Origin of the sequence: Chondromyces apiculatus DSM 436 (genome assembly GCF_000601485.1) — a bacterium.
GTDB lineage: Bacteria > Myxococcota_A > Polyangia > Polyangiales > Polyangiaceae > Chondromyces > Chondromyces apiculatus.
The window spans coordinates 32,535-46,404 of the sequence record NZ_ASRX01000041.1; the positions used below are offsets into that span (position 1 = coordinate 32,535).

At 71.3% G+C, this 13,870-nt stretch carries 7 protein-coding genes; 3 read left to right on the forward strand and 4 right to left on the reverse strand.

All coding sequences use genetic code 11. The features are described from left to right. The first annotated feature begins 35 nt into the window (after positions 1-35). Positions 36-1,508, forward strand: coding sequence for a serine/threonine-protein kinase (locus CAP_RS55105; RefSeq protein WP_197041334.1), 1,473 nt, complete (start codon positions 36-38; stop codon positions 1,506-1,508). Here the strand turns inward: CAP_RS55105 and CAP_RS24525 are convergent. The 3 genes from CAP_RS24525 to CAP_RS24535 form a co-directional block, all read right to left on the reverse strand. Next, the gene (locus CAP_RS24525) at positions 1,499-3,109 is read right to left on the reverse strand and encodes a sigma 54-interacting transcriptional regulator (protein WP_081865220.1); all 1,611 of its coding nucleotides are present in this window, start codon (positions 3,107-3,109) and stop codon (positions 1,499-1,501) included. The two genes, CAP_RS55105 and CAP_RS24525, sit on opposite strands and share 10 nt — an antisense overlap. 91 nt (positions 3,110-3,200) lie before the next feature. Continuing rightward, positions 3,201-4,157: a hypothetical protein gene (locus CAP_RS24530; protein WP_044245186.1), complete on the reverse strand. Its 957-nt coding sequence runs from the start codon at positions 4,155-4,157 to the stop codon at positions 3,201-3,203. 211 nt (positions 4,158-4,368) lie between these two features. Continuing rightward, the gene (locus CAP_RS24535; RefSeq protein ID WP_052375836.1) at positions 4,369-8,043 is read right to left on the reverse strand and encodes a serine/threonine-protein kinase; all 3,675 of its coding nucleotides are present in this window, start codon (positions 8,041-8,043) and stop codon (positions 4,369-4,371) included. Between the two features lie 376 nt (positions 8,044-8,419). On the opposite strand from CAP_RS24535, the gene CAP_RS24540 reads away from it, so the two are divergent. Both CAP_RS24540 and CAP_RS24545 read left to right on the forward strand, forming a co-directional pair. Continuing rightward, positions 8,420-10,585, forward strand: coding sequence for a catalase (locus CAP_RS24540; RefSeq protein ID WP_044245191.1), 2,166 nt, complete (start codon positions 8,420-8,422; stop codon positions 10,583-10,585). A gap of 202 nt (positions 10,586-10,787) precedes the next feature. Continuing rightward, positions 10,788-11,885, forward strand: coding sequence for an SMI1/KNR4 family protein (locus tag CAP_RS24545; RefSeq protein ID WP_044245194.1), 1,098 nt, complete (start codon positions 10,788-10,790; stop codon positions 11,883-11,885). 97 nt (positions 11,886-11,982) lie between these two features. Here CAP_RS24545 and CAP_RS24550 read toward each other — a convergent pair whose 3' ends face one another. Beyond that, positions 11,983-13,815, reverse strand: a complete 1,833-nt coding sequence (locus CAP_RS24550) for a CotH kinase family protein (RefSeq protein WP_052375838.1) — start codon at positions 13,813-13,815, stop codon at positions 11,983-11,985. Positions 13,816-13,870 lie beyond the last annotated feature (55 nt).

Genomic DNA, 13,870 nt, shown 5'->3' on the forward strand with positions numbered 1-13,870 from the left:
GAGCAGGTGGGGCGTATACGATGGCGCGCGAAGTCATGAGGTCTCCCGAGGAGCACAGGGCTGAGGAGAACAGGGTTACCGAGGAGGAAGGGTTCGACGCCGCTCCGCACGAGGTGGGGGCGTACAGGGTCGGCAGGCGCATTGCCGCGGGTGGATTCGGCGCTGTGTACGCGGCAGAGCGCCTGGACGGGGGTGGTGCTGTCGCGCTGAAGCTGATGCACCCCGAGCTGTCGGCGAGCCCGGAGGCCGTGGCGCGCTTCGAGCGCGAGGTCGCGGCGACGCGCCGGGTGCGCCACCCGGGCGTCGTGGAGGTGTACGAGCAGGGGCGGCTGGCGGATGGGCGGCCGTGGTTCACCATGGAGAGGCTCGAAGGCGTGAGCCTGAAGGAGCACCTGGAGCGCCGGGGGCGGTTGCCGCTGCGGGAGGTGCTGGAGATCCTGGGGCCGCTGTGCGGCGCGCTCTCGGCCGCGCACGCGCTCTCGATCGTGCACCGCGACGTCAAGCCTTCCAACGTGTTCCTGGTCCGGGCGGGCGGCCCCGCGGCAGAGGCCGATGCGGCAGCGCACCGGGTGGTGCTGCTCGACTTCGGCGTGGCCAAGCTGCTCGATCTGGAAGGCGCCGGCCTCACCAGCTCGCGCCACGTGATCGGCTCGCTCTCGTGCATGGCCCCGGAGCAGATCCTCGGCAAGGCGGTGGACGCGCGCACTGACGTCTATGCGCTCGGCGTGCTCGTCTACCAGATGCTGGTCGGGGAGATGCCGTTCAGCGGCAGGACGGCGCTCGCGCTGCAGCAGATGCACCTCTACACGGCGCCGCGCTCGCCCAGCCTGGTCGCGCCCCTGGACCCGGCGCTGAACACGCCCATCCTGCGGGCGCTCGCGAAGGAGGCGGCGGCGCGGCAGCCGAGCGCGGGGGCCTTCTTCGCGGAGCTGGTTGCGGCGGGGGTGTCCCGGGTGGGCGCGCAGCGTCGGGCGCTGGCGGTGCTGGTCGAGGTGCACGCCGACGAGGGGGCACTCGACGAGCCGGACGACGGCCTGCTCGACGATCTGGAGGCGGTGCTGCCGGCGTCGGCAGGGGCACTCGGGCGGGTGGGGCTGCGGCCGTCGCTGGAGACGGGCACGAGCGTGCTGCTCTCGGCCGCGCGGCCCGACGACGCGGCGCTGGACGTGCAGCTTCGGGCGGGCGTGGTCGAGGCGCTGGCCGCGCTCTGGGGGCGCCTCGCCGCGCGGCCGGGGCGCGACGCACGGGTGCACGTGCGCATCTGCCTGCACGCGGGCGTGGCCGAGATCTCGGCCGAGGGGGAGATGACCGGCGGAGACCTGATGAAGCTGTCCTCGTGGGTGCCCGAGCCGGGCACCGAGGGGGTGCTGGCCTCGGACGCCGCGGTGGAGGGGCTGCGCGCGGGGGCCGCGGGAGCCGCGGGGGCCGTGGGGGAGGTGGAGGAGGTGGGGGAGGTGGGAGCAGTGCAGGGGGTTCGCTGGCTGCTGCTGGCGCCGGGTCAGCGGTAGTCGTCGACCTTGATGCCGTAGCGCCGTAGCCAGCGGTGGATCTGGGTGCGGTCCTTGTCGAGGATGCGCGCTACTGCGGCGACGTTGCCCTGGTGTGCGGCGAGCAGATCGCGGAGCTGCTGCTCGCTGGGCGCGTCGCGGCGCGCGGCCTCCGCTGGCTCCGGCGGAGGAGGCGTCGGGCGGGGCGAGGAGGACGCGAACCTGTTCTCCGAGCGCACGGTGGGCGCCGTGTAGCCGGAGGCGTCACGGGGGTCGGGGGAGGCGTCGGACGTGCCGGGTGCGTCGCGGAAGAAGCCCGAGGTGCCGGGTGCGTCGCGGGGGTCGAGCGCGTCGCGGGGGTCGGGGGGCGCGGGGGACGGGGCGGGGGGCCGCTGGCCGTAGGTCCTCATGCGCTTCTGGATCTCGTCGCTCAGGTGCTCGACGCCCAGCTCGGAGCCCTTGGCGGCGGCGGCCCAGCGCTTGAGGATGGCCTCCAGCTCCCGGACATTGAAGGGGAAGTCGTGGTGCAGGAGCGCGGCCATGGCCGGCAAGGTGATCTTCGGCTCGGGCTTGCCGTGGCGCGCGGCGAGGGCGAGGCACAGGGCGTAGACATCTTCCTTGCGGTGGCGCAGCGGGGGCAAGGTGAGGCTGTACTCGTTCAGGCGCGCGTAGAGGTCGGCGCGGAAGGCGCCGCTCTGCTGCAGGCGGACGACGTCGCGGTGGGTGGCGGAGACGATGCGCACGTCCACGCGCTCGGGCTGGCTCGCGCCGAGGGGTGTGACCTCCTTCGATTGGAGCACGCGGAGCAGCTTGGCCTGCGCCTCGACGGGCATGTCCCCGATCTCGTCGAGGAACAGGGTGCCGCCGTGGGCGGCGCGGATGAGCCCCGTGCGGTCGCGATCGGCGCCCGAGAAGGCGCCGCGCCGGTGACCGAACAGCTCGCCCTCGATGAGGGAGGCGGGGATGGCGGCGCAGTTGATCGCCTGGAAAGGCCCGCGCCGGCCGCTCCAGTCGTGGAGCTGCTGGGCGAAGACCTCCTTGCCGGTGCCCGTCTCGCCGAGGATGAGGACCCCGAGCGAGCTCCGGGCGATCTCGCGCATGTCCATGGCGAGGCGCTGGATCTGGTAGCCGCCGACGATGCGGCTGAAGGGGAGTCGTGGCTCGGAGGCGCCGGGGGTGGCGTCGGTGAGGTACGCGCCGTCGATGCGGTGGTGGGCGTACCGCTCGGCGTCGCCGGAAACGAACTGGAAGATGGCGTCGCCGATGCGCACCTGGTCGAGGTGGGCGAGGGGGGCCTCGGCGACGAAGGCGCCGTTCACCAGGGTGCCGTTGCGCCCGCCGAGGTCGCTGATCACCCAGCCGTACGGCTCCTCGCGGATGCGGGCGTGGAGGCGCGAGGCGGCGCCCTCGGGCAGGGAGATGTCGGCGCGCGGGTCGCGGCCGATGACCAGCTCGCGCGTGGTCAACGGGTAGGCCGCGCGGAGCTTCTCGAAGTTCGGCGCGTAGAGCAGGACCAGGCCCGGTCGTCCCCGCTCGGAGGAGGTGGGCGCCGGGCCGGCGTGCATCTGCATGGTGCGGGTCGCCTCGTCGGGGGCGGGCGCGGAGCGAGGGCCAGAGGGCATCGACCGCGGAGTATACAGGGCGCGGGCAGGCGCGGCGTCCGCGGCGCAGGACCAGGTCGAGATCGACCTCGTTCGCAGGCCTGCGCAGAGATCACATCGCGATGCCCCCGTGGATGGTGACGTAGGACGTGACGGCGGGGACTCCGTTGCAGATGGGTTGATTGTCGCGCGGCACCATCACGCAGTCGTTCATGAATCGCGCATAGCCGGCCGGGTTGATGTGGTTGTCCATGGTCTGCACGACCACCCGCTCGATGCTGCAACCTTGCCCCGCGTAGTTCCCGCAGTAGCGGTACACGTCGTAGCTGCTCGGCGGCGCCAGCCCGTTGGTCGAGGAGAACGCGAGGGCAGGGTGCCCGGAGAAGATGTAAACGACGTCGCGCCACTGGCCCTGGCCAGGGGCTTCCGGAGGGTCCTCCGAACTGCCCCTGGCATTCTCGCTGTCCTCGCCCCCGCCGAACGTGTTCGGCGACGTCGTTCTGTACGAGGACCAGACGGCTTCTCTGTAGTAGTGCCCCAGGGGCCCGGGGCTGTGGGGGGGGGTCTTCACGGTCATGCCGCTCAGCCAGATCTGGAGGTGGCCATAGGGTTTGGTAAATGCCCAGACGGTCTCCCGGATCGAGGACTGGTCTCGTGAGGTCAGCGTCCCGGTCTCCCAGGCGCCCTGTAGGTTCAGGAGCCCCTCGCCTGGATAGGACGTGCCATTGCTGTCCTGGACCGAGGTTTCCTGCGGGAGCGCGGCGCGCACGAGGTAGCTGAACAGATCGGAATGGTCGTCGGGGAAACCCAGGGTGCTCTGCGCCTGGTCGATCGTGGTGCCGTCGGGCGCGAGGAGCCGATTGTCGAGGGTCGCGTTGAACGAGCCGAGAGCCTCGTAGACGCGATCCGGGTGAAGACCGTTGTTCGTATCGATGGGCCCCTCCATCGATTCGTAGGAGACACCGTCGACCTCCAGCCCCTCGCCATCCTCCTCGGTGGAGAGGCAGCCAGTGGCCAGCGCTCCGAGGATCAGGCCCAGCAAAGCAAGCTTCTTCGACAACGAGGTCATGACGCTCTCCTCCAGACGTCCTCGACGTCTTCGTGTCTCCCGGTCACTGCAGCAGGCATGCCAGGGCGCTTCACCCGAGAGACATGCGGTTGTCCTGCATCCTCGGGTGCGCGGGCGAGCGCCGGCGGGCTGCTGTCACGTGACATCGGAGCGCGTGGGTCCGCGGTGTCACGTGACAGGGGGGCTGCCTGTCACGCCCGCGGCCTGGGGGTCACGACGGGGAGGGGGTGAAGAGTGCGTGAATGCGAGACGTCCAGCCGCTCGTGGGATCCAGCGCGACCGCGCGCTGGCGCGCCGCCTCGGCCTCGGCGCTTCGACTGCTGCGGAGCGCCATCCTGGCCCTCCAGTAGACCAGCTCGAGGACCCAGTCGGCGGGGAGGGTCTCCTCACAGGCCTGCAGCAGCGCGTCCCAGGTGCGGGCCGGGGTGAGCTCGGGGGTGAGCGCCCCGAGGTCCGAGAGCACGAGCTGGAGCATCTCCAGCAAGGCACGAAGGCCAGCGGCGATGCGTGAGGCCTGGGTGAGGTCCACGGGGGAGCTGACGACGAGGGCCTCGACGAGGGAGCGCGCCTCGTCATGGCGCTCCAGCATCACCAGGGCCCGCGCCGCGTTGAGCCTGCCCCAGGCGACGGGGTGAGGGAAGAAGCGCTCTTCGAGGAAGCAGGCGCGCTGCGCGACCTCCAGCGCTTCCAGGCTGCGGCCTGCGCAGTAGAGGACATCCGAGACGTTGCAGGCCGCCAGGCGTTCGAGCATGGGGTCGCCGAGCTGGCGGGTGAGCGCCATCGCCTGCGCCAGGTCCGCGAGGGCCCGGTCCGGCTCGCGCAAGGCTTCCCAGAGGAAGGTGCGGTTGGTGTGCGCGCTGGCGAGGTGGGGGAGGTCGCCCGTCGCGGTGAGCAGGTCGATCAGCACGCCGAACGTTGCCTGGGCCTCGACCAGCTCTCCGGTGAGGGCGAGCTGGGGAGCGAGGAGCAGCAGCGCGATGGAGCGGCTCTCGTCGTCTTCCAGCGCGGTGGCCTCTTCAACCGCCTGCCGGAGCAGGGCGATCGATTCCAGGGTCTGGTTTCGCCTGTGGCAGGTGCGCCCCTCGGCGATGCGCAAGCGTACGGCGAGGCGGGGTGACGCGAGGTCGTGCACGAGCGGGCGCGCCTCGTCCACGCGGGCGGCAGACGCGCTGAACTCCCGCATCCAGTCGAGCGCGGTGGCCTCTTCGAGGAGGAGCAGGGCGACGAGCGCGCGGTCGCCCGTGCGCGCCGCGAGGTCCCGGCCGGCGACGAGATCTTCCTGGGCTTCCCGGGCCCTGCCGATGCGGTAGCGGGACCTGCCCCTGCCCGCCAGCGCGGCGGCGCGGCGGGAGAGGTCGTGCTCCGGCAGGAGGGTGAGGGCCGCGGTGTAGCGCTGGTCGGCGTCGACGTGGCGGTGACGCGCGAACCCGAGGTCCCCGAGCGCGAGGTGCGCCGCGCCCGCCTCGTCAGGGCGGCCGCACGCGGCGGCGTGGCGGGACACGGCTTCCAGGGCGGCGGTGCCCTCGCCGTCGCGCGCGGCGCGCTCCTTCCAGTACGCGAGGGCGTGCTCGTGCGCCGCGGTGCGGTGCGCGGGCTCCAGGGTTTCGTGGAGCGCGTCCCTCAGCATGGCGCTGGCGAAGAAGAAGCCTTGCTCCGGCCCGCACTCCAGCAGCGCGACGTCGACGAGGGCGCGCAGGCCGTAGCCCACGTCGACGGGGGTCGCGGCACGGCCGGCGCGGTCGAGCGCGTCCTGCACGCGCTCCAGCTCCTCACGGGTGAAGGAGGCGCCGAGCACGGCGCACAGGCGCGCGAGGGCGGCGAGTTCCGGTGGGAGCATGGCGAGGCGGCGGGAGGCGATCCACGCCCAGGCCGGCGAGGGGGTGCCCGCCTGGAGATCGGCCGTGGCCACGTACCAGCTCGTCGTTCCAGATCGGCGGCGCACCACCCCGGCACGCTTGAGGGCGCGGGCGATCTCGGTGAGGCTCGCGGGGTTGTTGTCGCCCCAGCGGGCGAGGTGCTCGAGCGCCGCGGCGGGCGGGTACTCGGCGGGCCGGAGAAGCTCCGCCGCGAGGGCCACGGCGTCGCCATCGGTGAGGGGAGAGAGCATGCGCCGGGTGTGGAAGCGGGTTCGAGAGCCCCACCCGGGGCGGGTTCGCTCGAAGCCTGGCTGCGCCGCCACCACGACCCACAGGCGCAGGTCGCTCCCGTCGAGGGTCGAGAGCTCCAGGGCATCGAGCAGCTCGGGGTCGGCGAGCTGGGCGTCATCGAGGACGATGGCGACGGGAGCTTCGCGCGCGGCACGCTGGATGGTCTCGGCGAGGCCCTCGGGGCGACCTTCGGGGCTGGTCCCGGGCGCGAGGGCGGCGAGGTTGCGGAGCAGCTCCTCGCCCAGGCCGTGGACCGTGCCCACCGGGGGATAGAGAGGGACCACCGTCGCCTCGGGCCGGAGCCTCCGCGCGATCGCCGCGGCCTCGGCAGCGAGGCGGCTCTTGCCCAGACCGCGCTCGCCGAGCAGCGTGAAGAGCGCCGGGCGTGCCTCGACGAAGGGGACGCGCGCGCTCCCCTCCAGGGCGGTGAGGACCTCGTCGCGGCCGAGCAGCGGAGCTCCGGGCGGGGCGACGGTGGACCGGCTGCCCGTCGTGCCGGGCGCAACCTCGAGCGTGTCGGCGGGGATCGTGGCTGCTGCGGAGTCGGGCGCGATGGCCGCGAAGGCAGGGGTGAAGCGCACGCCGGACCAGGGCTCGACGGGGAGCCAGGTGTCGGGGCGCTCCACGGCAGCGCCGTAGGCCGTGAGGGCAGCTCCCTTGCGGCGACGCAGGAGGACGCGATCGAGGTGCAGCGCGGCGCGGGTACCGGGCACCTCCGCGAGGGTGCGCACCATGGCGAGCGCGGCGCCGGCAGGGTGCTCGACGTCCTGGCCCGAGAAGACCGCGACGGCGCGGCGGGCCTGCTGCCTGGCGAGGATGCCGCCGTGACGCGCGGTGACGCCGGCGAGGAAGCGGGCGTCGAGGTTCCCCTCGATCACCGCGAGCACGACCGGGTGGCGGCCTTCGGCGAGGAGGTGGCGCGCGACGGGCATGGCCGGAGACCAGGCTGAGGCCGTCGCCGCCGCCGCGGCGAGCGCTTCCCGGAGGGCGGCGGCGCTCGGGGGACGGCGCGAGGGCTCCTTGGCGAGGCAGGCGAGGACGAGCTCCTCGATGGCCGCCGGGACGGGAGCGTGCTCGCGGGGACGGGGAGGCCGGAGCGCCAGGTGCCCGTGCTCCACGGCGCCGAGGTCACCCCCGAACGGGAGGCGCGACGTGAGCAGCTCGTAGAGGATGACCCCGAGTGCGTAGAGGTCCGCGGGCGCGCCCGCCGTGCGCGAGGCGTGGATCTGCTCCGGGGCCATGTAGTGAGGCGTGCCCAGGGTCACGCCCGTCCTGGTGAGCTCCGGCTCATCCTGGTCGGGGCGCCGCGCCAGGCCGAGATCGAGCAACACCACGCGCTGTTCGGCTCCGGCGAGGAAGATGTTCTCGGGCTTGAGGTCGCGGTGGACGACACCGCGCGCGTGCGCCGCATCCACGGCCGCGAGGAGGGCGTCCATGAACCGGACCGTCCAGGGGAGCGGCGGGGGAGACGGCTGCGTTGCGAGCCACTCGGCCAGGGTCTGGCCGAAGAACCGCTCCATCACCAGGTAGGGGCGCCCATCCTCGGTGCGACCCTGCGCGTGAAGCGTGGGGACATGGGGCGGGCCCACCCGCTCCATGGCGCTGGCCTCCCGCTGGAACCGCGCAAGGAGCACCGGAGCAGCCACCCGGCCCACCTTGAGGAGCGTCGGCGCCCCGTCAGCCTCGCGTGTGGCAGCAAAGACGACAGAGAAGCCCCCGGCGCCCACGGGTTCGCCCACGGTGAAGCCGGGGGCAGCGGGAGGCGGTTCGGCGACCAGCGGCAGCGGTGGTGGCGCGTCTCCCGGCGGGGGTGTCCAGCCGTCGTGGGGACAGGGGGCCTGCGGGATGCGACGGCAACATGTGGCGCAGCGGAGCACAGCGCGGTCTTTCGGGACGTAAATCGTTAGCCCACCGGGAAGGGGCCGCGACGAAGGTTACAGACTCTCTCCTTTCGGCGTACGGCGGAGCGCCGTCAGGCGGATCCGCACCACGTACCCCAGAATTTTCACACTCGCGAAGGCCGCCATGCACGGAGCAGGATCGCGACCTCGATCATCAGAGCCAACCGTGCCGACTGGATGCCCGGGGTGGGCTCTGAGGCGGAGGAGAGATCGCATGAGTCAGGACGGCAGCGCGCCCACGGGCGCGGAGACGGATAAGAAGGACGCGCAGCTCGCGCATCACCGCGAGAACGCAGGGGAAGCGTACCTGACGACGGATCAGGGCATCCGGGTCAGCAACACGGACAACTCGCTCAAGCTGGGCGAGCGGGGGCCGACGCTCCTCGAGGACTTCCATTTCCGCGAGAAGATCACCCGCTTCGACCACGAGCGCATTCCCGAGCGCGTGGTCCACGCCAGAGGCTCGGCGGCGCATGGCTACTTCCAGGTCTACGAGTCCCTGGCCGACCTCACCCGGGCGAAGTTCCTCCAGGACCCTTCGCGCAAGACCCCGGTGTTCTTGCGGTTCTCCACCGTCGCCGGCTCCCGCGGCTCCGCGGACACGGTCCGCGACGTGCGCGGGTTCGCCGTCAAGTTCTACACGGACGAGGGCAACTTCGACCTCGTGGGGAACAACATCCCGGTGTTCTTCATCCAGGATGGGATCAAGTTCCCCGACGTGATCCACGCCGCCAAGCCCGAGCCTGACCACGAGATGCCCCAGGCAGGCACGGCGCACGACTCGTTCTGGGACTTCGCCTCCCTGCAGACGGAGACGACCCACATGCTGATGTGGGCCATGTCCGATCGCGCCATCCCGCGGAGCTACCGCATGATGGAGGGCTTCGGGGTCCACACCTTCCGGCTGGTGAACGCGCACGGGCGGTCCCGGTTCGTGAAGTTCCACTGGAAGCCCCTGCTCGGTGTGCACTCGCTGGTCTGGGACGAAGCCCAGAAGCTCGCCGGCAAGGACTCGGACTTCCACCGCCGCGACCTCTGGGAGGCGATCGAGAAGGGCAACTTCCCCGAGTGGGAGCTGGGACTGCAGATCGTGGAGGAAGAAGACGCCGAGAAGCTCAACTTCGACCTGCTCGACGCGACGAAGCTCATCCCCGAGGAGCTGGTGCCGGTGCGTCGGGTCGGCAAGCTCACGCTCAACAGGAACCCCGACAACTTCTTCGCCGAGACGGAGCAGGTGGCCTTCTGCGTCTCCAACCTGGTGCCGGGCATCGACGTCACCGACGACCCGCTGATGCAGGCGCGCCTGTTCTCGTACCTCGACACCCAGATCACCCGCCTCGGCGGCCCGAACTTCGCCCAGATCCCCATCAACAAGCCGGTGGCGCCCGTCGACAACCACCAGCAGGACGGCTTCCACCAGCACCGCATCCCCACCCGCAAGGCGAACTACACGCCGAACTCCATCGGCGGCGGCTGCCCGCACCTCGCCAACCTCGCGAACGGCGGCTACGTCCACTACCCCGAGCGCGTCGAGGGAGAGAAGATCCGCAAGCGCGCCGAGACGTTCGCCGACCACTTCAGCCAGGCGCGGCTCTTCTGGGTGAGCATGTCGGCGCCCGAGAAGGAGCACATCGTCAAGGCCTTCCGCTTCGAGCTCGGCAAGGTGGAGCGCGAGGAGATCCGGCAGCGCATGATCGTGAACCTGACCGAGGTCGACGCCCAGCTCGCGAAGCTCGTCGCCGACGGCATCGGGGTCGACGTGCAGACCGCCCTGAAGACCGTGGGGCGGCGGCCGGGGAAGCCTGCGGTCGCCGGCAGCTCCACCTCTCCCTCGCTCAGCATGGAGAACACCCTCAAGACCTCGGTGAAGACCCGCAAGGTCGCCGCGCTCGTCGCCGACGGCGTGAGCGAAGGGGAGCTGAAGGACGTGAAGACCGCGCTGGAGTCGGCGGGCGCCACGGTCGAGGTGATCGGCCCGCGGCTCGGCAAGCTGAAGAGCGCCGAGGGCGGGGCCGTGCCGGTGACCATGGCGCTGCCCACCACGGCCTCGGTGATGTTCGACGCCGTCTTCATCCCTGGCGGGAAGGCCAGCGTGGAGGCGCTCCTCAAGGACGGGTCCGCCATCCACTTCGTCCTTGAAGCCTTCAAGCACCACAAGACCGTCGGGGCCACGGGAGAAGGCGTGGACATGCTGCGCGCCGTCCCGTTCCCGGCGGTGACCCTCGCCGACGCCAAGGGAGGGCAGGGGGCCGTGGTCGACCAGGGCGTGGTGACCTCCCAGGGAGCCCCGGATCTGGTGGCCTTCGCGGGCGCCTTCATCCAGGCCCTCGCGCAGCACCGGCACTGGGACCGGCCAGGCGCAGAGGCGGTCCCGGCCTGAAGCGCCGACCGAAGCCGGCCGGGCAGGGGACCCACCTCTGCCCGGGGACGCCGCTGCCGCTGCTGGGCACGGTGATGCCGGTGACGCTGCAAACGCCGCCGGCGCCGCGAACTCCGCCGGCAGCGCGGACGTGAGGCGCGATGGGCCGTAATCGCGCGTCGAAACTGGTTTTTCTCGTGATGGCACTTTAGAGTGCCGGCCGATGCGCCGCGTCCACCTTCTGCTCGTCGAGAAGAACCAGGCCATGCTCGGAGATTTCTCCCCCGAGCCCGCGACTGCAGCGCAGATCGCGGCGATGGAGAAGCAACTCGGTCGCCCGCTCCCTCCCTCGTACCGCGCCTTCGTGGAGGAGGTCGGGCGCGTGGCCTGGCCCCTGGAGATCTTCATCGCGCAGCCGCGCGAGGCCGACTCCCCCCTGCCCGAGTTCTACGTGCCCTTCGCCCACGACGGCGGCGGCAACTACCACTGCTTCGACCTCCGCACCGAGCCCGAGCCCTGGGGCGAGAAGGCGCAGGAGATGGGGATCGCCTTCTGGGACCACGAGGAGCCCGAGATCGAGGAGGACGCGCCCTTCCCGACCCCCTTCTCCGAGTGGCTCGACGAGCAGGTCGACGAGGCGCTCTGGGCCGAGGTGGAGGCGCGCCGCGAGAAGCTGGCCGAGCAGCTCGCCCCGTATGCCTCGGGGACCGAGGCACCCTCGCTGGAGGAGGCCCAGCACGTCGGCGAGCAGCTCGGCGTCGAGCTGCCGGCGGACTACCTGTGGTTCTCCACCACGGTGGGATCGATCGCCAAGCCGGTGAAGATCGTGGACGCGACCGGCATCGCCTCGCTGACGGGCGCGATGCGCCGCGACCATCCGCGCGTCCCTGGCGGCCTCGTGGCGTTCGCGCTGGAGCGGCCCGGGCGCTACGCGGCCTTCACCCGCGAGGGGCGCATCACCTGGGTGGGCGGGCCGACCCCTGCCGCCTCCGGAGCCAAGCGGGGCGCACCGCCGGAGCCCGAGGTGTCCTTCACCGACTACCTGGAGCGGGTCCTCACCATGAATCCGAGTGAGGCGGCCACCGAGCCGGCGCCGCAGGTGCAGGACCCCGTGGTCACCTCCCGGCGCTTCCTGCAGCTCCTCCTCGACAAGGAGATGATCGAGGTCGAGCCGACCTTCGAGATCGAGGAGGCCGCCGAGCAGCTCGCCTCCGCGCGCGTCTCCTCCCGCCGCCTGATGGGCTGGCTCATGGACCGCCGCGACATCGCCGAGGTCTACGCCTCCGACGACGAGCTGATGGCGCTGATCAAGACGCTGTGAGCGACCTCCTCGCCCCTCGCGGCCCGGCGCGGTGAGGGCGGGAGCCTCCGGACGCCTCTGGATCGGAGAGGCCCGGAAGCTCCGGTCGCGGCCCGCATCAGGGCAGGCGGCAGACGTAGCGCGCGCCGTAGTAGCAGGTGAGGTCGTTCCAGGCGCCGCCGCCCCCGGTCAGGTGCCCGCAGTGCTCCTCGTCGTTGTAGTTGTTCGGCTCGCCGCCGCCCCAGGACGTGTAGTCGACCGGGGAGCCGTCGGTCCAGGTGAACACGCCCTCCTCGTCCTGGTCGTTGAAGCCGATCCACCAGTCCCCGTTGGCGATCGACAGCGCCGTGGAGACGACGGCATCCTGGGTCGCCTGGTCGTGGATGGAGACCAGGTGCCCTCCCTGCCCCACGCAGTCCGCCTCGGCGTCGCTCCAGGTGCGCGGCGAGAAGGAGAACGCCAGCGTGCCGCCGCCCGGCGCGGGCTCCATCAGGTACTGCGGGCACGACGGGTCGTTGTCCCAGACTCCATCGCAATCATCGTCCGCCAGGTTGCATTGCTCCGGCGCGCCCGGGTACACGGACGCGTCCTGGTCGTTGCAATCGTAGCCGCAGCCCGAGGCTCCATCGCCATCCAGGTCCACCCCTTCCGGGTCCACGCACCCGAGCCGCCCCATCACGTCAGCGGGGCGATTCGTGAGAAAATCGATGGTCGAGGCCATGCTCGACGAGACCGAGCCCGCGTCCAGCTCCTTGCGCGGGTCGTCGAGCACCGCGTCCCAGAGGAACGGCTCTAGCCCCGTCGCCAGTCCCACCAGATCGAGGTCGCTCGCGCGCGCGATCACCTCCTCGTAGGTCTGCGCCAGGCGCTGCCGGCAGGGCAGGGAGGCCGTGCACATGTTCTGCACCCTGGCGTAGGTCGAGAACGGGTCCATGTAATCGGAGAACGTCTGGTCGATGCCCCAGGGGATGAACACCCAGCGGCTGTCGGAGGGGCGCCGGTAGATGTAATAGTTGTTCTGCCAGTACGCGTAGCCGTCCCAGTGCCCCACGTAGATCTCGGTGGCCGCGAAGCGCAGGTAGGCCTCGATGTCGATGACCTCCGCCACGTCGGTGAGGAAGGTGTCCGGGTCCGTCATCTGGTCGAGCGCCTCCGCGAGTTCGGTGATGTCGGCGAAGTTCACGTCGTCTCCTTTGTCCAGCTCGAAGGAGCCCTCCGACCCCACGTAGATGTCGCTGCCGTACGCGCCCTCGTACAGGTTCCCTTCGTCGCTGCCGAACCAGGTGTTGAGGAACGTGTCGTTGTCCGTGGACTCCACGGCGGTGTAGAGCCCGTACATCTCCCCGTTCACGTACACTGTGGCGTGCGCCGCGCGCGGCGCGGCGACGTCCATGCCGCGGAAGAGGGTGTAGCCCACGCGCTCGTGGATCATGCTCGGGTCCTGGACCATGTTGTTGACGGCCAGCTTGTCGAGGCCGAGCAGGGTCTGGTCGTCGGTGAACTTGTCGAAGTTAAGCAGGAAGGCGCACTTCTCGTAGATCGTGCGGAACGACCCGGCCTTCCCCTTGATGCGCACGCCGACGTCCACGAGGTCGATGGCTTCGCCGTTCAGCTCGACGCGCAGGTCGCCCTTCACGTATTCGTAGGGCTCGGCGTCGAGCGCAGCGATCGCGTTCTGGGTGAGGGTGATCTCGAAGCGGGGGATGCTCGTGCCCGCGAAGAGCGCTTCGGCCGGGTCCACGGCGTTGGTGGAGGACCCTCCCTCACCACCCGCGCCACCCGCGCCGCCGGCCCCGCCTGGGCCTCCTCCCCCGGAGGTGACGTCGCCGCCTTCGCCGCCCGTGCCGGGAGGGCTTCCGCCGCTCCCGTCGGGGTCGTCGCTGCCGCACGCGGCAGTCAGGAGGGTGGCGGAGAGGAGCAGGGCAAGGTTGGCGAAGCGGTGAAGCAGCATAGGGTGACCTGTAGGGTACGCGGCTTTCGAGGCGCGGAGGTCTGCAATGTCACCT

Coding starts and splice junctions, on each gene's coding strand:
- CAP_RS55105 (WP_197041334.1), top strand. CDS start 36: ATGAGGTCTCCCGAGGAGCACAGGGCTGAGGAGAACAGGGTTACCGAG.
- CAP_RS24525 (WP_081865220.1), bottom strand. CDS start 3,109: ATGCCCTCTGGCCCTCGCTCCGCGCCCGCCCCCGACGAGGCGACCCGC.
- CAP_RS24530 (WP_044245186.1), bottom strand. CDS start 4,157: ATGACCTCGTTGTCGAAGAAGCTTGCTTTGCTGGGCCTGATCCTCGGA.
- CAP_RS24540 (WP_044245191.1), top strand. CDS start 8,420: ATGAGTCAGGACGGCAGCGCGCCCACGGGCGCGGAGACGGATAAGAAG.
- CAP_RS24545 (WP_044245194.1), top strand. CDS start 10,788: ATGCGCCGCGTCCACCTTCTGCTCGTCGAGAAGAACCAGGCCATGCTC.
- CAP_RS24550 (WP_052375838.1), bottom strand. CDS start 13,815: ATGCTGCTTCACCGCTTCGCCAACCTTGCCCTGCTCCTCTCCGCCACC.